This is a genomic window from Sporosarcina sp. NPDC096371, assembly GCF_044762865.1.
GTDB lineage: Bacteria > Bacillota > Bacilli > Bacillales_A > Planococcaceae > Sporosarcina.
The window spans coordinates 128,601-149,312 of sequence record NZ_JBIWFE010000002.1 but is presented as its reverse complement, the minus strand read 5'-3'; the positions used below and the strand labels follow the sequence as shown (position 1 = coordinate 149,312).

General features: G+C 40.5%; 19 protein-coding genes and 1 riboswitch. Of the genes, 7 read left to right on the top strand and 12 right to left on the bottom strand.

The window, feature by feature from the left end:
• Nucleotides 1–9: 9 nt before the first annotated feature.
• A complete protein-coding gene (locus tag ACIQ0H_RS06660) occupies nucleotides 10–552 on the bottom strand; it encodes an NADPH-dependent FMN reductase (protein ID WP_403412669.1) in 543 nt (180 codons plus the stop codon).
• Between the two features lie 443 nt (nucleotides 553–995).
• On the opposite strand from ACIQ0H_RS06660, the gene ACIQ0H_RS06655 reads away from it, so the two are divergent.
• The 7 genes from ACIQ0H_RS06655 to ACIQ0H_RS06625 all read left to right on the top strand — a co-directional run bounded on the left by ACIQ0H_RS06655 (nucleotide 996) and on the right by ACIQ0H_RS06625 (nucleotide 6,647).
• Complete coding sequence (locus ACIQ0H_RS06655) at nucleotides 996–1,532, top strand: RNA polymerase sigma factor (protein ID WP_403412668.1); 537 nt, start codon at nucleotides 996–998, stop codon at nucleotides 1,530–1,532.
• Nucleotides 1,529–2,275 (top strand): hypothetical protein, encoded by a 747-nt coding sequence (locus ACIQ0H_RS06650; protein ID WP_403412666.1) that lies wholly within the window; start codon nucleotides 1,529–1,531, stop codon nucleotides 2,273–2,275. Before ACIQ0H_RS06655 ends, ACIQ0H_RS06650 begins: the two co-directional genes overlap by 4 nt.
• 160 nt (nucleotides 2,276–2,435) lie before the next feature.
• Nucleotides 2,436–2,777, top strand: coding sequence for a hypothetical protein (locus ACIQ0H_RS06645; protein ID WP_403412664.1), 342 nt, complete (start codon nucleotides 2,436–2,438; stop codon nucleotides 2,775–2,777).
• Between the two features lie 112 nt (nucleotides 2,778–2,889).
• Nucleotides 2,890–4,272 carry an FAD-binding oxidoreductase gene (locus ACIQ0H_RS06640; RefSeq protein WP_403412662.1) on the top strand — a complete coding sequence of 461 codons (1,383 nt, stop codon included), beginning with the start codon at nucleotides 2,890–2,892 and terminating at the stop codon, nucleotides 4,270–4,272.
• Nucleotides 4,273–4,360: 88 nt separating this feature from the next.
• On the top strand, nucleotides 4,361–5,572 hold the full coding sequence (locus tag ACIQ0H_RS06635; protein WP_403412660.1) for an alanyl-tRNA editing protein: 1,212 nt from the start codon (nucleotides 4,361–4,363) through the stop codon (nucleotides 5,570–5,572).
• Nucleotides 5,565–6,383 carry a purine-nucleoside phosphorylase gene (locus tag ACIQ0H_RS06630; protein ID WP_403412658.1) on the top strand — a complete coding sequence of 273 codons (819 nt, stop codon included), beginning with the start codon at nucleotides 5,565–5,567 and terminating at the stop codon, nucleotides 6,381–6,383. Before ACIQ0H_RS06635 ends, ACIQ0H_RS06630 begins: the two co-directional genes overlap by 8 nt.
• A 30-nt stretch (nucleotides 6,384–6,413) precedes the next feature.
• On the top strand, nucleotides 6,414–6,647 hold the full coding sequence (locus ACIQ0H_RS06625) for a hypothetical protein (protein ID WP_403412656.1): 234 nt from the start codon (nucleotides 6,414–6,416) through the stop codon (nucleotides 6,645–6,647).
• Between the two features lie 57 nt (nucleotides 6,648–6,704).
• Here ACIQ0H_RS06625 and ACIQ0H_RS06620 read toward each other — a convergent pair whose 3' ends face one another.
• The 11 genes from ACIQ0H_RS06620 to ACIQ0H_RS06570 all read right to left on the bottom strand — a co-directional run bounded on the left by ACIQ0H_RS06620 (nucleotide 6,705) and on the right by ACIQ0H_RS06570 (nucleotide 20,301).
• Entirely contained in the window at nucleotides 6,705–8,015 is a 1,311-nt protein-coding gene (locus ACIQ0H_RS06620) for a serine hydrolase (RefSeq protein WP_403412654.1), read from the bottom strand.
• Nucleotides 8,016–8,040: 25 nt separating this feature from the next.
• Nucleotides 8,041–8,343, bottom strand: a complete 303-nt coding sequence (locus ACIQ0H_RS06615) for a hypothetical protein (protein ID WP_403412652.1) — start codon at nucleotides 8,341–8,343, stop codon at nucleotides 8,041–8,043.
• A 3-nt stretch (nucleotides 8,344–8,346) separates the two neighbouring features.
• Nucleotides 8,347–8,574 carry a helix-turn-helix transcriptional regulator gene (locus ACIQ0H_RS06610; protein ID WP_403412650.1) on the bottom strand — a complete coding sequence of 76 codons (228 nt, stop codon included), beginning with the start codon at nucleotides 8,572–8,574 and terminating at the stop codon, nucleotides 8,347–8,349.
• A 293-nt stretch (nucleotides 8,575–8,867) separates the two neighbouring features.
• Entirely contained in the window at nucleotides 8,868–9,854 is a 987-nt protein-coding gene (locus tag ACIQ0H_RS06605) for a c-type cytochrome (protein WP_403412648.1), read from the bottom strand.
• A gap of 192 nt (nucleotides 9,855–10,046) precedes the next feature.
• Entirely contained in the window at nucleotides 10,047–10,940 is an 894-nt protein-coding gene (gene pyrF, locus ACIQ0H_RS06600) for an orotidine-5'-phosphate decarboxylase (protein ID WP_403412646.1), read from the bottom strand.
• A 29-nt stretch (nucleotides 10,941–10,969) separates the two neighbouring features.
• Nucleotides 10,970–11,110, bottom strand: coding sequence for a hypothetical protein (locus ACIQ0H_RS06595; protein WP_403412644.1), 141 nt, complete (start codon nucleotides 11,108–11,110; stop codon nucleotides 10,970–10,972).
• A 457-nt stretch (nucleotides 11,111–11,567) separates the two neighbouring features.
• Nucleotides 11,568–12,185, bottom strand: a complete 618-nt coding sequence (locus ACIQ0H_RS06590; RefSeq protein WP_403412642.1) for an NUDIX hydrolase — start codon at nucleotides 12,183–12,185, stop codon at nucleotides 11,568–11,570.
• Between the two features lie 295 nt (nucleotides 12,186–12,480).
• Entirely contained in the window at nucleotides 12,481–14,661 is a 2,181-nt protein-coding gene (locus ACIQ0H_RS06585) for an amidase family protein (RefSeq protein WP_403412640.1), read from the bottom strand.
• A gap of 131 nt (nucleotides 14,662–14,792) precedes the next feature.
• Nucleotides 14,793–16,844 (bottom strand): methyl-accepting chemotaxis protein, encoded by a 2,052-nt coding sequence (locus ACIQ0H_RS06580; protein ID WP_403412638.1) that lies wholly within the window; start codon nucleotides 16,842–16,844, stop codon nucleotides 14,793–14,795.
• Between the two features lie 203 nt (nucleotides 16,845–17,047).
• A riboswitch (cyclic di-GMP riboswitch) is annotated at nucleotides 17,048–17,158 on the bottom strand.
• A gap of 421 nt (nucleotides 17,159–17,579) precedes the next feature.
• Complete coding sequence (locus tag ACIQ0H_RS06575; RefSeq protein ID WP_403412636.1) at nucleotides 17,580–19,628, bottom strand: HAMP domain-containing sensor histidine kinase; 2,049 nt, start codon at nucleotides 19,626–19,628, stop codon at nucleotides 17,580–17,582.
• Nucleotides 19,615–20,301 (bottom strand): response regulator transcription factor, encoded by a 687-nt coding sequence (locus ACIQ0H_RS06570; protein WP_403412634.1) that lies wholly within the window; start codon nucleotides 20,299–20,301, stop codon nucleotides 19,615–19,617. The genes ACIQ0H_RS06575 and ACIQ0H_RS06570 overlap by 14 nt, the downstream gene beginning before the upstream one ends.
• Nucleotides 20,302–20,712 lie beyond the last annotated feature (411 nt).

The following is a 20,712-nucleotide window of genomic DNA, read 5'->3' as shown; positions in this document are numbered from 1 at the left end:
CAAAATAGCTTATTGCTCTTTCATAAAAGCAACAAAATTGTCGATAACCTTATCCAAAAATGTCAATGTTCCCTCATCTATCAGTTCACCATCTGCAAATTTCTGCCCCGCTGATCCGATGAAAACTTCATTGCCCGCAGGCGGCAAAATTTTCGCATCGATACCCATGCTCATGAGAACTTGACGCAAATGCAATTGAGCTCTCACAGTACCTAACGCCCCCTGGGATACTCCCATCGGTAAAACAGGCTTGCCAACAAGTGGACGGTCCACTCTTGAAGTCCAATCCAATGCGTTTTTCAGGGCTCCTGGAACAGACCAGTTAAATTCAGGCGTACTGATGATAACAGCATCCGCTTCTGCAATCTGATGTTTAAATTGCTTCACTTCTTCGGAAGGCGTCTTTTCATCGTCCTCATTGTAATGTGGAAGAATGCCGATATCGGCGATTTCCAGCTTAAACAGATGGCTATATCTTTTTTCAATCGTCTTTACTAACTGCATATTGTAAGAATCTTTTCGTAAACTCCCCACAAGCGCTACAATTTTCATCTATTTCTCTCCCTTATTATCTTAATTTTCTCCATATATGCATTTTACACAATTTCACCTTTCTGCATGCAAATAACGCTCGGATAATAAAAAATGTACGCACTCGAATCAATTTCGTAATAGTGCAATCCGTCTTATAATCCGAACAAGGTTGATTTCCGCTTCAGGCGGACGCTTTCCGCGGGCACGGCTTCAGCCTCCTCGTCGCTACGCTTCCTGCGGGGTCTTCAGCGCGCGCTGTTCCCGCAGGAGTCGCCGCCTTACGCTCCAATCAACATGTGCAGAACATCATAATTAACGAACATTAAAATAGATAATTATTAGCCTTCTTAATTAAAACAAGTAATTACGAAATTTATTCACCCGAAAACTTTTTCAAGCCTACAAGGGTAATTATAGTAAGAGCAACAAAATACCGTTGTTCTGAAAGGAGTGAAGGCAAAGTGAAAACGAATGACTGGATACGCAACACCCAGGCTGGCGACAAAGAATCCTTCCGTCATTTTTACGAAGCTTACGCGGACTATGCCATCCGGACAGCATATGCCATCACGCGCAACCGCGAAATGGCGAAAGACGCGGTACAAGAAACGTTCATCCGCGTGTATCGACAAATAAATAGCTATAATGCAGCGTTACCATTCGACCCTTGGTTTTATCGAATTTTGACGAATGAATGCCTTCGGTTACTAAAGAAAGAATCGCCTCTTTCCAAGTTCGAGCATCCCGATTTGGAAAATGACCCCTCCTTCGCCGAGCAATCTTTCGATCATCTATCCGATTTATACGATACGATTCAATCGCTGGATGACGCGCATCGGATCCCGCTTATTTTAAAGTATGTAAAAGGCTTCACCGAAAAAGAAATTGCCGACATTCTGGGGCTGAATCACAATACCGTTAAGTCGCGATTATTTAAAGGTAGGAAGCGACTGAAAGAACAGCTGGATGTAGTAGAAAAGGAGGATGAATCACAATGAATCCTATCGATAAACAAGCGAAAGAAGCTTTGGATAAACAGACCAACCAACAAACGCATGGCCTAACAGAGGAAGTCTGGAATGGGTTAGAAAAAGAATTGTTCCATGAAGAACCCGTACACACAAAAGAGGTGAAAAATACAAAAAAACGGGTCATCCCCATTGTCCTCACAGCGGCAGCAACCCTGGCTATCGTCTTCAGCTTAACGCCAGATACAGGAGGGGCATTCATGAAAGGGATTAAATATTTATTCGCGCCGGAAAAAGAAATCCTTCAAAGTATTGAGGGACAGAACGAAAAAACAGACGTCCATTTGAATGAAGGTAAAAACTCCGACTATGTGATTTACCTCGATGAAACCCGCTATAAAATGATTCACGGTGAAGATAGCGACATGATCACAACCATTGAGCCACTTCCAGAAAAATATCCGGAGGTAACAATGGAAATTAAACAAATCGCGGATGAAAAACCGGAAGATGTCGTTCGTAAAATCGAAGCGGAATTGAAGCAAGAATTCCCCGCACTACGCGCAATCGAAACCGTGACAAAGCCAGTCGAAGGATTCTGGTTGCACGGGACAGCTGGCAATGACGCGACAAGTAAAGTCGTCACGGCGTATATCATCAGCAACGACAAAGAAGGAAGTTTCATCATTATAGAAAACTACTTCCTTGAAGCCGCAGAAGGACACGGCGCACGTTTTCACCATATGTTGGAGAGCTTTGACATTGTTGAGTAATCCGTGAAGCAGCTTCTTCTTGATTCATTTATGACCGACACCCACTAAAAATTTGGCTATATCCATGCATAATAACGAGTTTCATTGGGTATAGATTAAATGAATCGTTTTTTTAGGAAGGTTTGAAAGAGATCCTTCTCTGAAGGGAGTCATGTAGTAGATGGATATATTCATAATCGTCATCGACATACTCGTAATCATGATGTATCTCATATTAATCGCCGTCATCTCCCCGTTTATGATGCGATTACTCAAAAAAAGAAACAAAGATGTATTCGTCCAACTGATTCCTATCGTATCGCTTATTCTAATCAGCAGCATCGTGATTTCCATTGGCTATGGTGGATTTAAAGAAACACTGTTCTTCCAACTAACAAGCATCCTTTCCTTCCTACTGTTAGTAGCCTTGCTATTCTTGACACTGTGGATGAAAAAAGTTCGACCAGAAAACTATGCGAAATGGCTCACAAAACTATCTTCCCTTCCTATCATAAAAAAATAATCTTGGCGAAAGGCATTCGATACTTATCGAGTGTCTTTCTTTGTTCTCATTGTTCTATATAATGAAAGAACAAGGATCTACATCATTCGTGTGATAAAGGGGAGATATTCAAATGGCGATATCCATTGAAAAGATCGTAGAAGCGTTAAGATACATACTGAAAGAAGATCAAGTAACCGTAAATGAAACAGTGAGGGAGTTACATGGTAGAGATGAATCGTACCATGCGATGCAGCTACCGGATATCGTCGTTTTTCCAGCATCAACGGAGGACGTCACGCGCATTATGAAAGTAGCGACAAAATACCAGATTCCGGTAATACCATTTGGACTTGGTTCGAGCTTGGAAGGACATGTCATTCCAACTAAGGGAGGCATAACGATCGACTTTTCTCTCATGAACAAGGTGCTGGAAGTGCGAGCAGAGGATTTCCTAGTAAAAGTTCAGCCCGGTGTGACGCGTACACAGTTAAATAAAGAACTGAAAAAGCACGGACTGTTCTTCTCGGTAGATCCAGGTGCGGATGCAACGCTTGGTGGGATGGTAGCGACAAATGCAAGCGGCACGACCTCGGTCAAATATGGCGTCATGCGTGACCAAGTTCGTGATTTAGAGGTTGTCCTAGCAGATGGAACGGTCATTCATACAGGGAATATGGCCGCAAAATCGGCATCTGGCCTTCATTTAAATGGGCTATTCACAGGTTCTGAAGGGACGCTCGGTTGCTTTACGGAATTGACGCTGCGCGTTTACGGTATTCCTGAACACGTTATGGCAGCACGTGCTTCATTCCCAACTGTCAATGATGCCGTAGAGGCGGTCGTGTCCATTTTGCAGGCAGGTATTCCGATTGCACGTGTTGAATTGGTTGATGAACCCTCCATCAAGCAAGCTAATATATACAGTGAAACAAACTACCAGGAAAGACCGACACTATTTTTGGAGTTTCATGGTAATGAAGCAGGATTAAAACAAGACGTTGATTTCACAAAGGAAATTGTCGGGGACCATCGTTGCGAAGACATTGAATTCGAGACGGATAACGCGGGTCGCAACAGGTTATGGGAGGCGCGACACAACTTAGCCTACGCCTTTATCCATGGTTATCCAGGGAAAAAGATGATGGTGACAGATGTTTGCCTACCGATCTCCGAATTAGCCGGCGCTGTGAACCATGCGCGTGAAACGGTCGAGACACTCGGATTGCCCGGCGGTATTGTCGGCCATGTCGGTGACGGCAACTTCCACGTGCTTCTCATGATGGACATGAACAACCCTGAAGAAATCGCTAAAGCCGATGAGTTGAATGAGCGGATTGTTCAGTATGCGCTAGAACGCGGTGGTACGTGTACGGGAGAGCATGGCGTTGGTATCGGGAAACAGAAATATCAAGAACGCGAACACGGCGCCGCACTTATCGTCATGGAAAAAATTAAGCGCGCACTTGATCCAGATAACTTATTAAACCCAACTAAAATTGTGAAGTTTAACTAGTAATTGAACCTTATTGATGATTTAAGACTTTTCCTCCATCTATACATCCATGGTAAAATAAACATAACAACGAACGGGAGTCGATATCATGTTAAAAGATCGGTTGTATTACGTTGATCCCTATTGTCAATCGTTTACAGCAAATGTTGTCAGCACTTCACAAGATGAACAAGGTCAACCCTATGTCGTATTGGACAATACAGCTTTCTATCCGGAAGGTGGCGGCCAACCCGCCGATACAGGTTCGTTGAATGGTATTTCGGTACTTTATGTAGAAGACGTGGACGGTGAGATCCGTCATACGCTAGCGGAAAGCCTTGAAGGTGCAACTGAAGTCGAGGGCATCATTGACTGGAAGCGGCGCTTTGATCATATGCAGCAACACGCCGGCCAACATATTTTATCGGCTGCGTTTGTTGAATTATTCGATTTCCCGACGGTTAGTTTCCATTTAGGAAAAGAGCTGGTTTCGATTGATTTGGATACAGAAGAGGTTTCTTCTGAACAATTGAAGGCTGTGGAACGATTAGCAAATGATGTGATTTTGGAAAACAGGCCCATTGAAACGAAGTGGGTGACGGAAGATGAGCTTGAGCAGTATTCTCTTCGGAAGCAACTGTCCGTGACAGACGAAATTCGGCTTGTGATCATTCCTAACTTTGATGATAATGGCTGTGGCGGCACGCATCCAAATTCAACGGGACAAGTCAGTGCTTTGAAAATTTTATCGACAGAAAAACAAAAGCGCAAAGTGCGTGTGCACTTTGTTTGCGGCGGGCGTGTATTGCAGCAATTGCAGCAAAAAAATAAGCGCCTGACGACAGCATCCCAATTGTTAAGTGCACCTGAAGACGGTGTCGCGGAGGCCGTAGAAAAATTGCTAGCCACCAATCATTCACTCGAAAAATCGCTAGAAGAAGCGCAAGAATCGTTGTTAGCGTTTGAAGCGAAAGAGTTGTTGAACACGCAACATCAGGGCGTTGTCAAAGCAGTATTTACAGGACGCACTGTTCAACAATTACAGAAACTCGCTAAACTACTGGTGACAGAAAACGATGACACCACTGCCCTTCTCGTTGCAGACAATGAAGATCGTCTACAGTTTGTCGCGGCACGCGGAGCAGCTGTAGAAACAAGTATGAAGCAAATTTCAGCTGCTGCACTTCCCCTTATCAACGGAAAAGGCGGCGGCAATGATGCGTTTGTTCAAGGCGGCGGGGAACGAACAGTAACTGCTGTCGACCTAGTAAGCGCAATGGAAAATACTTTTAAAACAACAGGAGGCACCATCCATGCATAAAACAGAAGAAATTGTAGAAGCAAAAAATTATATTCTTAATCAAACAAAACACGTTCCCGAAATAGGTATCATTCTAGGTTCCGGACTCGGCAGTCTTGCCGACGAAATCGAAAACAGTGTTGTCATTCCCTACGAGGACATTCCCTTTTTCTCGAAGTCAGCTGCAGTGGGCCATGCAAACGAGTTAGTCATTGGGCAATTAGAGGGCAAAACGGTCGTAGCTATGAAAGGACGTTACCATTTTTACGAAGGCTATTCGTTAGATGAAGTAACCTTCCCTGTACGCGTCATGAAAGCATTGGGAATCGACAAGCTGATTATCACGAATGCTTGTGGAGCCGTCAACACAGATTTCAATCCAGGTGAATTAATGTTAATCACAGATCATATTAATTTAGTTGGCATCAATCCATTGATTGGTAAAAATAATGATGATTTAGGCACTCGCTTCCCCGACGTTTCCCAGGTTTATAACCGGGAATTAAGAAGCATAGCTTTGCAAGTAGCCAAGGAGCAAGATATTACGCTACGTGAAGGTGTATATGGCTGGTGGAGTGGCCCTGTTTACGAAACACCTGCTGAAATTCGCATGATTCGTACGCTAGGTGGAGATGCCATCGGAATGTCTACAGTACCTGAAGCAATCGTCGCGATTCACGGCGGGTTAAAGGTGTTAGGTATCTCTTGCTTGACGAATATGGCTTGCGGCATTTTGGATGAGCCCCTCAGTCATGATGAAGTCATTGAAGTTGCGGCTAAATCTCGCAACACATTCGTACATCTGATTAAAGATGTTTTGAAAAAGATGTAACAAACCAACGAAAAGGAAAGGGGAATCATCTTGAAAAAGTACCTAATCTTTCTCGCCATTTTCATAGGGCTGTATTTGGCCATGCAAATCGCAATGGGCGGCATTTTGACAATCCTTTATAAACCGGAGGTCACTTCAGCAAAGAACGACGCTGTCTTTAAACTGGCTTCTTACGTTCCAACTGTCTCCATCATTTTGTCAGCCCTAATCGCTTACTTCCTATCGGAGAAATTAAATAAATTAGCAAAAGCACGAGCGAACTGAAAAATGATTTGCTACAATAAGGGCCATTATTTGGCCCTTTTTGTCGTTCGTTATCGCTTACTTCTCCGTCAAATTCTGTTGAACAGTCAAACGAAAATCTTCGTCACCAATCATCTTCGAAACAAATGAATTCAAATTCCTCATTAAGAGCCCCATCTGCCAATCTGATAAATCATCTGTTAACAGAACAATTTCCGTCTTATCGCCTTCAAGTGTTTCCGCGTAAAGCGCTTGCGTCAGTACAAATACAGTGTTGCCGCCCTTCATCCCCAAATGGGTGAATCGATCTTTGTTCCCTTCGTTAAATTCCATTGGCCATTCCAACAAGTCCCGCAATACTTCGGTAGCAGCTGGCGGAAGTTGATCATTCGAAATGGCGGCCATCAGTTTCCCGTAGTCATTTGCGGTCGCGCCAATGAAACGATCTGACAAAACTTGTTGAACATCCATCGAAAGATCCGCCCCAGCCCCCTCGAAATCGAGCGTACCTGCTTTCAATTGAGCACTCAACTCTTCTGCCAACGAACGATAAGTGTCCTTCGGTAACTCTTTCAGTGCTTGAACAAGTTGCTTGTCGTTCATCCCATCTGTCTTGATATGGCTTGGGATTAGAGATACACCAACAATTGGGTAGACTTCCTCATGCCAAGTAAGTCCAAGTGTCATTGCTCGCTCATTAATCGCGTCGACACCCAGTAAGTCAATCATATAATCCGTATTGGCGTTCGAACTATAGACAATCATGCCTTTTGTGACATCCTGCAATGTTACAGCATTGTTCTTGATTTTACCTTCGCTTGTTATACTGTCTAACCACGCTTCATGCATTCCGCCATCTGTCCCCGCAAAGTAGTAGCGTTTCAACTCATCAAGCGTCACCATACTTTCTTTGTCCAACTGACCTTCCCCAATTTGCATCGCATATTCAGTAGCAATGAGAATTTTAACCGTACTCGCTAATGGTCGAACGATATCTGATTGATAACTAATGACTTCCTCACCATTTTGCGTGACATAGAGAGAGGTTGTCAGCGGATTTTTCTTCAAATGATTCATGACATACGTTGGATTATCTCGAAACACTGTGTATCCCCCAATTCCAAGGATAAGAATAATGGATCCATAGATTAGCAATCGCTTTTTCGTATACGTTTTTTTATCGATTAAAATAAGCACTAGCACCCCTACTAGCAATGCCAGGAAATAGCCCATACCTAGCACCATAATTACCGTGATGCCCCCAAGTACAACAGCAAATCTTACGATGGCCTTTCTAATCTCCGTTTTAGTTCGGTGTTCCTTTTTCCTCAAAGGCAAAAGCATAAGAACCACAAGTATAACCGTCCCAATTAAGCTGAACACATTCATGTGACCCCCCCTCCCCCTAATTACTTCAATACTTCCTTTTTAAAATCGTTATATTTACAGCATGAAGAATCATCAATCCTGTTAACAAAAACCAGATAGCCAATTTGTATGCTTCATAATCCAGTGCACTAATATAGCTACTGTACAGTTCAATAAGCAGCCATCCTAAAGGGATAAGCGGGAATACAATGCTATACGATTTACTAGCAATATTCTTTCCTCGCTCATCTTTCCCCTCTTCCCCCCATTCAAATTTAAATTGGATAAACATCGCATAGAAAAAAATTAAAACATACGCAATCCTAACCATAACTAAAAAAATATCCATCCCTTATTCCTCCTCAAAGCTATATTGAAAAACTTCATGTAAATCCACTTCAAACAATAACGCAATTTCAAAAGCTAATTTCAAAGAAGGATTATATCTATTTTTCTCCAAAGATATAATTGTCTGCCGACTCACACCTAACTGATCAGCCACTTCTTTTTGGGATAAACCTCTTTCCGCTCGCAACACAACAATCCGATTACGTATCTGTCTTCCACCATTGGATAACAATCCCAATCACCTCTTGTATACAATGTAATATATTTTTTACCTAAAGTAAAGAATATATTACACGAAGTTTTAGAAAGTTTAAATTCCTTCCGACGAAACAAAAAAGTCCAATGAATCCGCTTCGGCGCTCGGGGAGGCCTCCCGTCATAAGCCAAACGCCTTCGCCGCCGTGGAGGGATTGGACTACATCCCTCCTTTTTCTTACGGCTTCGGCTACCCCAGTAAGGCGCCTTCGCTTAGTGCATAGAAAAAGCCCGGTTCTAAACACAGAACCGGACTTTCGCTATTTCTTATTATTGTTTATTCTTCCCCAGCACTTCATCCCAATCGATGGTGCCGTCTTGTACTTGCTGACGACGTTCTTTCGTCATGATATCTGTTGGACGATCACCATTCGGCCAGTCTTTGTCATGATTTTTCCACTCTGGACGCTCTTGCGATAAAATGAATGCAGCAAGATCGCTCGCCTCTTGGTCACTTAATGTTTTTTCCGCACCCATCGGCATATTGTTTTGAATATAGCCTGCCATCTTCGTCATCCGCGCTAGGCCAGCTCCGTCGTTGAACGAACCTTCACCCCATAGAGCAGGTCCCGTATTAGAACCCGTTCCCGATCCGTCCACGGCATGACAAGCAACACAGGATTGCTGATACATTTGCTCGCCATCCGCTACGCTCGGTGTTGGTAAATCGTCGAGGCTATTCTGGTTGCGCCAAGGTAGATCCGCACCAGCAGGAATCCCTTCAGAGATATACGTCATATAGGCAATCATTGCATCCATATCTTCATCATCCGGAGCAAATTTTTGACCGTCCATACTTCTGATCATACATCCGTTGATACGTTCTTCCAATGTCACAATTTGACCTGAACGCGGGATATACATCGGATATACTTCCGATACACCGACAAGTGAAGATGAGTTTTCATCAAGTCCAGCCCCCGCGTGACAGCTCGTACAAGATAGGGCGTTGACTCGCTGTTCTCCGTCATCTGCAGTAGCTTCCTCTGCTCTTAGTACATTTGACGTGTCATTCGTCAATTCATATCCCCTTAAAATCGCTTCTCCTAGAGGCCCTTCAGGCACATCATCTAGAGATGGCGGAGTATGGGTAACTCCCGCCACTTTTCCATTTACCTCTACTTTTTGTCCCGCGGTTTCAGTGTTCAATGCGGTCTCTTTGTTCATTTTTAACTGGTCAGCCATCAAGCCGACAACTACAAGTGTAACGACAAATAAGAATCCTAGTACAAAAGTTGATGTCTTTCTCACAACCATTACCTCCTTCTATTGTCCCTTTAACAGTAACAAAGAACCAGCCTGGAAATCCACTGTATTTAGAAGAGTTCACCAATTCTCAAAAACATTTTGCCATCTTTCCAACAATTCCGTCCGTTATATTTTCAGAATAAAAAAAATGAGGGATTCTGATTTAATCAGACCCCTCATTTCACTCATATGTACAAGTATTTATCTAATCCCATTAAGCTCGTCCCTTGCCCGAATCGCCTTCGCTTCAATAATCTCTTTCATCGTCTCTTTACTTAACGACTCCCAGTCCTCAGGACGTTCTGCCATATAAGAGTAGATGATGGCCCTTGTTGAAGATATAACAGCACCATTCCCGTCCGCATTAAAGACACAGCTCAAATCCTGTACATTTCCTCCCTGTGCACCGTAACCAGGAACTAAGAATAATGTTTCAGGAAGGTCCTCACGCAATTGCTTAGCAATCTCGGGATAAGTTGCGCCCACAACCGCGCCGACACTAGAAAAACCAGATGTACCAATCGTCCCCTGGCTAAGCTGCTTGATGAGAGTTGCTACCTCTTGATACACAAAATCTCCTGAATCCAACCGCAGATCCTGCAATTCGCCCGATGATGGATTCGATGTTTTTAGTAAAAGAAATATCCCTTTCGCTTGATCTGTTTTTTGCACAAATGGAATGATGCCGTCACTGCCTAAGAATGGATTTACCGTTACTGCATCACCACTCATTGGCGAATCAGACAGAAAAGCTCTCGCATACGCTTCCGCCGTCGGACCAATATCTCCTCGTTTAGCATCATTGATGATCAATAAACCTTTCGCCTTGGCGTATTTGATCGTTTCCTCTAATGCAAAGATACCCGCACTGCCAAAAACTTCATAATAGGCTAACTGAGGTTTTATGGCAGCGACATAAGGGGCGACTGCATCAATGATTATTTTATTAAAATCTATGATTGTAGTTGCTACCTCTTTGTTACTTGATCCTCTTACAGACCGTGGCATTAATTCAATTTGCGGATCCAGTCCTACCACTAGCACTGTTTGTTTTTGCTCACTCGCACTGATTAATTTATCCCCAAAATGACTCATTACTGATCCCCTTTTCCTTTAGATGCTTTTTAAAACTCAATCATGTCCGCAAAAGTATTTTCAGCCTGCGATGTGTTCATGACAAACTGATATTCATGGCCTAACTCAGTTTCTTCTGTCGGATAGAAAATATCCTGCACAAAAACACCATTATTTATTAATTTTTTCATTAACTCTTTTCCTTGTTTTCGAATGAACCCGTATTGCCGTCTGTTATGAATGTCGGTGGGAAATTTCCAGTGACGCATTCAATAATAGATGCTTCTTTGGCAGAATCCCTTCCATCCCTATGATATCCGCATAGTCTTTCTCCACTTGAAAACGCACTGCCATGTATCAAAAAAATCACAGACAGCTTGCCAGCCTAACGATATCCAAGTAAGCAGATACATAGGATACATTTTGATACGAGCGAGTATTTATTTCAATCCATTACCACCCTAAATTATTATACAACTCCACTCGCCCAAATTGTACCAATTCATTAAAGAAATTAAATTGTATAGATAACCCCTTTATTTAACTTATACAGACGCAAAAAAAACAGCCAAGAACAATGACGAGTTCTTAGCTGCTACCCTTAGTCGAAAAAGTTGACGCTATTACGAGTACAGGATTATGCATCACTTATTTTATAATCTCCACAAAATGTTTTAAGATCCTAGCTGTTAACCCCCAAATTGTATACTTCTCATAATCATAAAACCATTCTTCCATTGAACGAGTTCTCCATTGATAATTAACACCATTCATTATTTTTTCAAAAGGAAAATCCGCGGAAGGTACTGTTTCAACGGATACTAAATGCATATAGGGCTCATAATTCAATAACCATTTAACGGGTATTGTAAATACCTCTTCAACTTCTTCTTTGTTATAAGAATGTAGAATTTGACTGTAATCGATGATGGCTACAAATGGGTACACAACGAAGGAAGGAGAAGCAATATAAGGGCTTAATCGCCTTATAAGAGTAATCGTTTGGGGATCGACACCCAACTCTTCATGTGTTTCTCTTAGTGCTGCGGCCATTGGGGATGGGTCTGTGGAGTCGATTCGACCACCAGGAAAACTAATGTCACCTGGCTGTTTTCTCATCGTGAATGAACGTACTTCGAAAAGGATATGCCATTCTCCTCCCACTTGAACGAGTGGTATTAAAACGGCCGAACGAAAAGCTGTTTCCTCTCCAATAAATAAAGATTGATTTTCATTGAACTGGTTCTTCAGTTTATCTAGGAACACGGAACTTCCCTCCTTTCAATGGTTCTATTCAATTTATCGTATCATTAATAGATGAATGGATAAAGAATATCAGAGTGCCAGTAAAGATTGCACGGTACATCGAACCCTGTATAACAGCAGTGGAAGTAAAAAGTGATTTCGCTCTACTCGCTACGATCATTTATATTAGCTAGTGTGAAGTCTCTTTACATACAAAAGGCTTCTCATAAGCTCAAACTGCTTATGAGAAGCCTACATCTTTTCTATAATTTTTGTGTAATCTTTATCTTTCCTGAAGAAAGTTCTCTATCGACTTTTACTTCGTAGGCTTAAAGTGATCATCTAAAGATCGGGCCATAAATGCAGCAAAATGTTGACGTGATATATTCATATTCGGCTTAAATTTACCGTCGGAATAACCAGCAGTAATATTATTTGCTACCAAGGCAGAAATAGAGTCGTGAGCCCAATTCCCCTTTGGAACGTCCTTAAAGTCGGTTGGGTTGGTTCCTTTTAAGTCATAAGCTGACACTAGGATTGCAGCCGCTTGTGCGCGGGTTAATTTTCCGTTAGGGTCAAAATATCTTTTACCCTGGGCATTCACTTTTCCGTTGACGATACCTAATTCAACAGCCTTGGCAATCTCCTCATATCGATCGTCGCCAGGTGAAACATCAACAAATTCTGGGTTGGCGACATCGGAAAAATCGACAATTCCCTTTTCTTTCAAAATCGATTGTATCGCTTGTAAACGTGTAATTGGATCATTTGGTTTAAATGTTCCATCTGGATAACCGTTCATAATTCCTTTGTCTGTCAAATACAGAATTTCATCGACAAATGAAGTTACATCTTTAAATGTTGGTTTGTTATCTACATTCATTTCTAAATTAGGCGTTGTTTTAGGAAGCGTTCTTGCGTGAGTTGCTTGTTCAAAAGAATAAGCTAGATCTAACAGGGATTGTTCACTGTACGGCAATCCTAGGAAAGATACCCCAACAGGTAAGTCTTCCTTCGTGGCACCAGCAGGAACTGTAATTTCAGGGAATCCCGTAGCCGTTGCTACATAACCTGCGGCATACGTGTCATAAGCATCACATTTATACGTCGGGTCTTCCTGATCGAATCTTGATGATGCAGGACATGACATGGTCGGGAAAACAATTGCATCTAATTTTTCCTTTTCCACGATTGACTGAATTTCATTGCGTACCATAGGGATCTCTTTTTTTACTAAATGATTGTATTCTGGCGTATCTTTAAATGCCGATTGTTTCAAATTCGTTTTTAGACCTTCCAAACCTGCTGGATTTACTGGAGTTGCTGAATTCAAAACTTCTGGCGATTCACTGATTTTGATAACTTCTTCTAGTGTTTTTGGCTGACTTTCAGGGAACCGTTGTAAATACTTCTCCAATTGAACCTTGAAATCCGCTGCGCCAATCGGTCCAATAATAGGTGTCCACAGATACTTTGTCGTTTCTGAGAAAGATACCGGGATAAGTTCTACACCCATTGCCTCCATTTTCTTCAAAGCCTTATTCGTAATCGCATCTACTTCGGCGTTATCTCCAAAGAAGTCAACAGCTACTCCAATTCTTGCATTTCTCAGGGCCGCTTTGTCTAAAGACTTACTATAATCTTCAACAATATGTCCATTTGCAGCTAATGTTTCCTCATCCTTCTCATCGACCCCAGCCATGAAACTCAAGGCAATGGCTACATCTTCTACAGACTTCGCCATTGGACCAGGTGTATCGAAATTTAACGAAGACGGCACAACTCCATCACGACTGATTAAACCTAGCGTCGGTCTAATCCCGACTAGACCCGTAACATGGGATGGTCCTCTAACCGATCCAGATGTATCCGTCCCTAATCCAAATACACCGAAGTTTGCTGTGACCGCTGCTGCAGTTCCGCTACTAGAACCAGAAGCATCACGTTTAAGGTTGTAAGGGTTCAAGGTTAAACCACTCAAAGAGCCATATCCTAACCGTCCATAAGATGCTGCGAACTCTGACATATTTGTTTTCCCAATGATAATGACCCCTGCATCCTTCAGTTTCTGGATCGTAAATGCATCTTTTTCAGGGTACGCTTCCTTTAGCACAACAGAACCTGCTGTTGTAGGCATTCCTTTTACGTCAAAATTATCTTTAACAACGATTGGAATACCATGTAGTACACCTCTTGCGCCTTTACTTTGTCTCTCTGCGTCCAATTGCTTAGCAATCTCTATAGCTTCTTCATTAATGTTAGTCAACGAATTAATCGTAGGGCCTTGCTTGTCATAAGCTTTTATACGTTCTAGATAATACGTAACCAACTGCTCGGAAGTGATTTGATTGCTATCCAAGGCTTCCGAAATTTCTTTAATACTCTTTTCAAATGGATCAAATTTGATTTCTTCTGCAGAAACACTTGCCATTGGTAGCACGGCCATTACTGCCAGAAGGGCTATCAAGGTTATAACGCGATTTAATACTTTAAACATGGTGTTTCCTCCTTTTATCTAAATAGAATTAATTAAATGCCGATAACACCTTGGCGTTATTGCACAATATAGGAATACGTCGGGAAACCCAACATAATTCTTTTGTTATTGATTTGATAGAAATCATACTTTTACAATTTAAATTGCTGGATGGCTACTTCCAATTCATTTGACATCCTAGCTAACTCTTGAGAAACCGCGGAAACCTCTTCCATTGAGGCACTCATTTCTTCAGAGGATGCCGCGACGTTTTGGGAATAATTATTTACTTCAATACTCGTTTTTGAAACCTCTTCTATGTGAACGACAACTTCTGCAATATGATTTTTCATGTTTTCCATTGCTATGCTGGCCTCGGATATTTTTGTTGTACCAGTGAGAATGGAATCCATAATTTCTCCAAATGCTTTCCCGCTTTCATTCACGAGTTTCATTCCCTCTTTAGCCGAACTTACGCCTAGATTGACAAGAACCATTGAATCTTCAATTCCATCATTAATATCGTGAATGATCTCATTGATCTGCAATGCCGAGTTGCTGGATTGCTCCGCAAGTTTTCGAACTTCATCTGCCACTACTGCGAATCCTTTTCCATGTTCACCAGCTCTTGCAGCTTCAATTGCAGCATTCAAAGCTAATAAATTCGTTTGCTCTGAAATAGACTGTATCATCAAGCTGATTTGTCTAATTTCATTTGATTTTTCATTTAACATGCTAATTTTCTCAGCGGAAGAGCTCACGTTTTTATCAATTTCACTCATCTGACTTACCGTTTGTTCAACGACTTCACTACCTTGTTTGGCAGTTTCCGTTGAATAATGGATGGAATCTTTTACGTTGCCCATACTCACTGTCACATCATCAACACGATTAAACACTTCATTGATAATACCTACAGCGTTTTTCATAGCAGCATCCTGGTCATCCGCTCCAGTAGCAACCAATTGGATTGACTCGGATATTTCGCTGGAGGCTGATTGATTTTCAATCGAAGACGCTGCTAGCTCCTCAGATGTCGCAGATAATTGTTGAGATTCATGCGCAATTTTTCGCATTGTTTCTTTTAAACTATTAGACATCGTATTGAAATTCTCGCCCATATCCCCTATTTCATCATTCACTTTTACCGTGACTTGTTGAGTCAAATCACCATTTGACATCGCTAAAGACAAATCACTAATGCTTTTAATTCTCTTTGTTATACGTAAACTTACAAAAATAGATGCGATGACAGCAAGAATAGCAAAAATCCCACCTATAATGAACAGCATCGTTCGTATGAAAGTCGCCGTACTTAAAATTTCGTCCTTCTTAATGACAGCAATATACTTCCAGCCATCTATTTCTGAAGTAATTGTGTTCAATACATAGTCTTCTCCATTTAGCTCAGTTTCAAATGGGCCGTCTTTGCTTAAATCCGTTAATGCCGGAACGTTAAGTTCGGAAATTGGTTGGAAGTTCAATTCAGGATTTTTTGGATGTGCAAGGATTGTTCCATCTTCTTGCGCAAGAATGACATAACCATCTTTACCGATACTGATTTCCTTAATAATATCTGTTAAGCCTTCCAAACTTACATCCAGGCCTAACACACCTGTTTGTTTTCCATCTTTTTCAATCGACACTACATTACTGACGATAATTCCCTCTATACCAGTTGCCTCATAGGCACTTGTTAATTTTACTTCTCCTGGTTCTGCAATAGCAGCGGTATACCAAGGACGGTCTCTAGCATCGAAACCAGCTGGCACGGGCCCCTCTGGATATTGAATATATCCTCCATCCGATGTACCCATATAAACATAAGGGGCCTTAGGATGACTATTACTAAATTGAGAAAACACATCAAAGATAGCTTTCTCCTTCTCACCATTTTTTGAAGGAGTCATATCAATTGAAGCTTCTCCCGCTATATCTTTATAAGATGTAATACTTGAATCCGCGTTTATAACGGCTGGGTCAGTTGCTAGTAAATTGACATTTTCCCTAATCGTTTCAAAGTATAACGAAATTCCATTGTCCACTTGTTTGATTTCTTTCTCACTAAAACTGATATAATCATCCTTGGTCTTTTGGCTAACTGTTATATTCACTAAAGCGCCAACAAATACAATCGGTACTACCGATAGCAATAAAGAGAAAACTAATAACTTTGCTTTGAACGAAAACCTTTTCTTATTCATTTTCACAATCTCCTTCCTTTAATAGTGCATCAAGCGCAAGATGCCTGATGCTTCAAAGATTTTAAATTATTAACTTCAAGAATCTCTTAATCCTTTCTAACTACGTTTTTTCGCCAAATTCAGTCCAGGTGGTTTTAAACACACAAAAAACTATTCTATTAAATATAGAATAGCCAAAGGATTTATATATATTAATCCGTAAATTTGGTAACCAGGCGATCATTGTTTAGATTGCAGGACTTTTGATTAATCCCTAAACTTTAGACCCTAAGCTTTGCGTCCTGCCTTTTCAGTACAGTTTGCCTTTAACTTCTATAGTTTTAAATTAAAAATTACGCTCACTTATAATCTCACGTAACTCTACAAACTTCAAGACTTATTGACCAGTTTCGACTTTTTACCTATGAAAAAAGAAGTATAATAACAGTTCGAAACTAGTGGTAAAGTAGTTTTTTATCCACTAGGCATAAATACTTATATAAGTAGAGTCAAAAATATGATTTCAAATTAGTAATTGATTGACCTTGGCGACATCATCCGGTATTAGGCTGATACGATCACTTTTATTAACTACATAAACTGAACTAAAGAATTCCACTAACAACGCTCGGCGCTTAAGGAGGGATTGAACTTCATCCTTCTCTGGAGATTAGCCGAAATTTACAAATTCAACCTATATACATCTATGCACAAAAAAAAGAATAGGACACTCACGCATCCTATTCCTTCGCTACATTATTCATTTGGAAACTTCGGTAAATAAATCATCGCCTTAAATAAATCACCATCCACTTGAACTAAAAACTTTCCATGCTGGATGTGAATAAGGCTTTCAGCAATCGACAACCCTAATCCACTACCTTGACTTGACCTAGATTCATCGCCTCGTGTAAAGCGTTCCATTAGCTCATCGACTGAAATATTTAATTCATATGCTGAAATATTTTTAAATGTCACGAGTACTTCATTCCCTAGATCTTCAACATCAATATATACCCTGGATGTTGGCTGTGCGTATTTAAAAATATTCGAAAATAAGTTTTCGATGGAGCGCCATAACAGTTTGCCATCAGCCTTCACATACACCTTTTCTGTTGGATGTGCAAACTTAACATCTAATGCCGACGCTTCAATCTTTCCACCCATTTCTCCTATTCCTTGCGTTAGTAATGATACGATGTCAATCCGCTCTAACTGAACAGGCATACTTCCACTTGACGCTTTAGCCGCTTCAAATAAATCATCCGTTAACAGCTTGAGTCTTTTCGACTTTTGATCTAACACATCTACATATTCAGTAATTTTTTCAGGATCGTTTTCTATTTTCAATAAATCGACATACGTAATGATTGATGTTAAGGGTGTTCTGATATCATGTGAAACATTCGTAATGAGCTCTGTTTTTAAACGTTCGCTCTTAATCTCACTATCGACAGAATTTTTTAACCCATCGGTAATACGATTAATATCCGCTGCCAGTCTGCTAAATTCCCCTTTTCCGTCTACTTCAATTCGATGATGGAGATCTCCACTCTTAATGTGCTCTACACCCTCTTTAATGCGGTTAAACGACTTCACCTTTTTCAACGCAAACCAAGCGGCTAGACCAATCGTAATTGGAAACATGAAAAAAGTTGCCGCAACTACTATTGGATAACCAATGACAAGTAACACGGTTTTTACACCTATACTGCCACTATCAAATACATGTTTTACCGCAAGAAAAGCCTTTTTAAGAATTTGATAGATGAGTGTATGCGAAAGGATTGTTCTATTTTTAATGTGCTTGACAAGCGATAAAATCAACAATAAAACAATGATTAAAATAGGTACCGTGGCCAGCATGTATATATCATGCAACACTTCAACCATCACTGCTATCCACATCGCTGGTAAACTAACGGCAATCACAATATTAAGATCATTATATAGTTTATCAATGACATGAAAATGAATGTCTTTATCTTTAAATGATGTTCTTCCAATAACAATAATTAAATAAACAAAAGATAAAATAAATCCTGCTACAAATAAAATGAATTCATAAAAATAACGTTTAGCAATCGTTTTGTCTTTTTCCCATTCCTGCATTTTTTGTTGTAAGAAAGAGTCTGTAAACGCTAGATAAATGACGTCTGTTTGAGGATTCAACTTCTCAACATTGTGAGTAAAGTAATTCAGGTATTGACTTTCTTTCACTTGTTTTGGGTAAAACTTTTGTTGATAATCCTCAAATAACATATATGCATCATAGGATTCAAATTGCTCTTTCTTATTGAGTTCACTATTCGAGAATACCTGCTCACCATCACTCGCATAATACATGGTTCCTTCATACGCTTCTAGTGTACCAAGCAACTGATAAAATTCTCTTACTTGCTCCCTCATCCTTTCTTCTTTTTTACGATTGATGTCTTCTGCATATTTTTCTTTGAAAATGCGCTTATTATCCGCTTCTTTCAGGTCATGATTATATTCATTTGAATAATATTCATTATATAATTCGTCTTCAATGATCCGGCTATCTTTTTTCGTTAGTGCCTTACCGCTTAAAATATATTCTTCACTTTTATACTTTCCGATTAATTGCGCCAAGGCGCTAGTAAGGCCATAACTTTCATCAGCGAATGCTCGGCTTTCAAAATAATGGTCTTGATTGATACTACTAAGATGAACCTCGTTAAATTCCATGTTAATAATCGCTTTCGCTGTACCCGTTAAACAAACGATGGCAATTAGAAACACAACCACTTTCGTAAGGCGTGCATGACTAATATTTCTCAACTTTATACCCAACTCCCCATACAACTTTTAAATACTTCGGCTCTTTCGGATTAATTTCAATTTTTTCTCGAATCTTTCGTATATGAACCGCAACCGTATTTTCTGGATTAATGGCTCTTTCATTCCATACCTTTTCGTAAATTTCTTCAATTGTGAATACCTTTCCAGCATTTGCTGTGAGCAGCTTTAAAATTTTATACTGCACCGGTGTTAAGTGAACCTCTTCTTTATCTACGGTAATCACTTTCCGTTCATCATCAATCATGAGTCCGCCCGTTTGAAATTCATGACTACTCACTTCGAGACTTCCAAACGCCGTATACCTTCTTAGTTGCGATTTCACTCTGGCCACAAGTTCTAACGGATTAAACGGCTTCGCCATATAATCATCTGCTCCGATGTTTAATCCGAGTATTTTGTCATGATCCTCCGACTTGGCAGAAAGCATAATTAACGGAATCATATTATCTTGACGAATCTTCATCGTCGCCGTAATCCCATCCATTTTCGGCATCATAATATCCATAATAATGAGGTGAATAGCATGATCTCGAATAACATCAATCGCCTCTATCCCATTGTAAGCTTTGAATACTTGATATCCTTCATTTTCCAAATAGATACTAATCGCTCTTACAATTTCTTTATCATCATCGCATATCAAAATGTTCAACTACATTCACTCCTCCATCTCTTTAAGCTCGCGTGATCACCCCTATAGGATTCGTATAAGGATATGATACTAAATAAATCTTAACAAACACGCACACCAATTCTTAAGATTTTCTTAGTGTTTTTTCTAGGCAATTACAATTACACAAGTTCAGTATTAAATCCTAGAAAATAGTGCAGTTAGCCAACCCGTAACACCAAGTAAAATTAATGACTGTATGCAAATGTCTATACCAAATCCACGTCGTGAACTTATAAATTTCTATAACTTGAAGTACATGAAAAAATCCGTAAACAATTTGTAAAAGCCGATTTTCTGTTTGCCCAGAAAATCGGCTTTAGTGTTGTATTCATATCTAATTGAAGCGATTTCATAATTACTTGCTTTGATCAAAAAAGTGAATAATTATAT

What these genes read in the sequence shown, in the direction of transcription:
- ACIQ0H_RS06615 (WP_403412652.1), bottom strand. Translation starts at nt 8,343, where the DNA reads ATGGATATTTTTTTAGTTATGGTTAGGATTGCGTATGTTTTAATTTTT.
- ACIQ0H_RS06660 (WP_403412669.1), bottom strand. Translation starts at nt 552, where the DNA reads ATGAAAATTGTAGCGCTTGTGGGGAGTTTACGAAAAGATTCTTACAAT.
- ACIQ0H_RS06645 (WP_403412664.1), top strand. Translation starts at nt 2,436, where the DNA reads ATGGATATATTCATAATCGTCATCGACATACTCGTAATCATGATGTAT.
- ACIQ0H_RS06620 (WP_403412654.1), bottom strand. Translation starts at nt 8,015, where the DNA reads ATGAATGTGTTCAGCTTAATTGGGACGGTTATACTTGTGGTTCTTATG.
- pyrF (WP_403412646.1), bottom strand. Translation starts at nt 10,940, where the DNA reads ATGAGTCATTTTGGGGATAAATTAATCAGTGCGAGTGAGCAAAAACAA.
- ACIQ0H_RS06630 (WP_403412658.1), top strand. Translation starts at nt 5,565, where the DNA reads ATGCATAAAACAGAAGAAATTGTAGAAGCAAAAAATTATATTCTTAAT.
- ACIQ0H_RS06595 (WP_403412644.1), bottom strand. Translation starts at nt 11,110, where the DNA reads ATGAAAAAATTAATAAATAATGGTGTTTTTGTGCAGGATATTTTCTAT.
- ACIQ0H_RS06640 (WP_403412662.1), top strand. Translation starts at nt 2,890, where the DNA reads ATGGCGATATCCATTGAAAAGATCGTAGAAGCGTTAAGATACATACTG.
- ACIQ0H_RS06585 (WP_403412640.1), bottom strand. Translation starts at nt 14,661, where the DNA reads ATGTTTAAAGTATTAAATCGCGTTATAACCTTGATAGCCCTTCTGGCA.
- ACIQ0H_RS06650 (WP_403412666.1), top strand. Translation starts at nt 1,529, where the DNA reads ATGAATCCTATCGATAAACAAGCGAAAGAAGCTTTGGATAAACAGACC.
- ACIQ0H_RS06635 (WP_403412660.1), top strand. Translation starts at nt 4,361, where the DNA reads ATGTTAAAAGATCGGTTGTATTACGTTGATCCCTATTGTCAATCGTTT.
- ACIQ0H_RS06580 (WP_403412638.1), bottom strand. Translation starts at nt 16,844, where the DNA reads ATGAATAAGAAAAGGTTTTCGTTCAAAGCAAAGTTATTAGTTTTCTCT.
- ACIQ0H_RS06605 (WP_403412648.1), bottom strand. Translation starts at nt 9,854, where the DNA reads ATGGTTGTGAGAAAGACATCAACTTTTGTACTAGGATTCTTATTTGTC.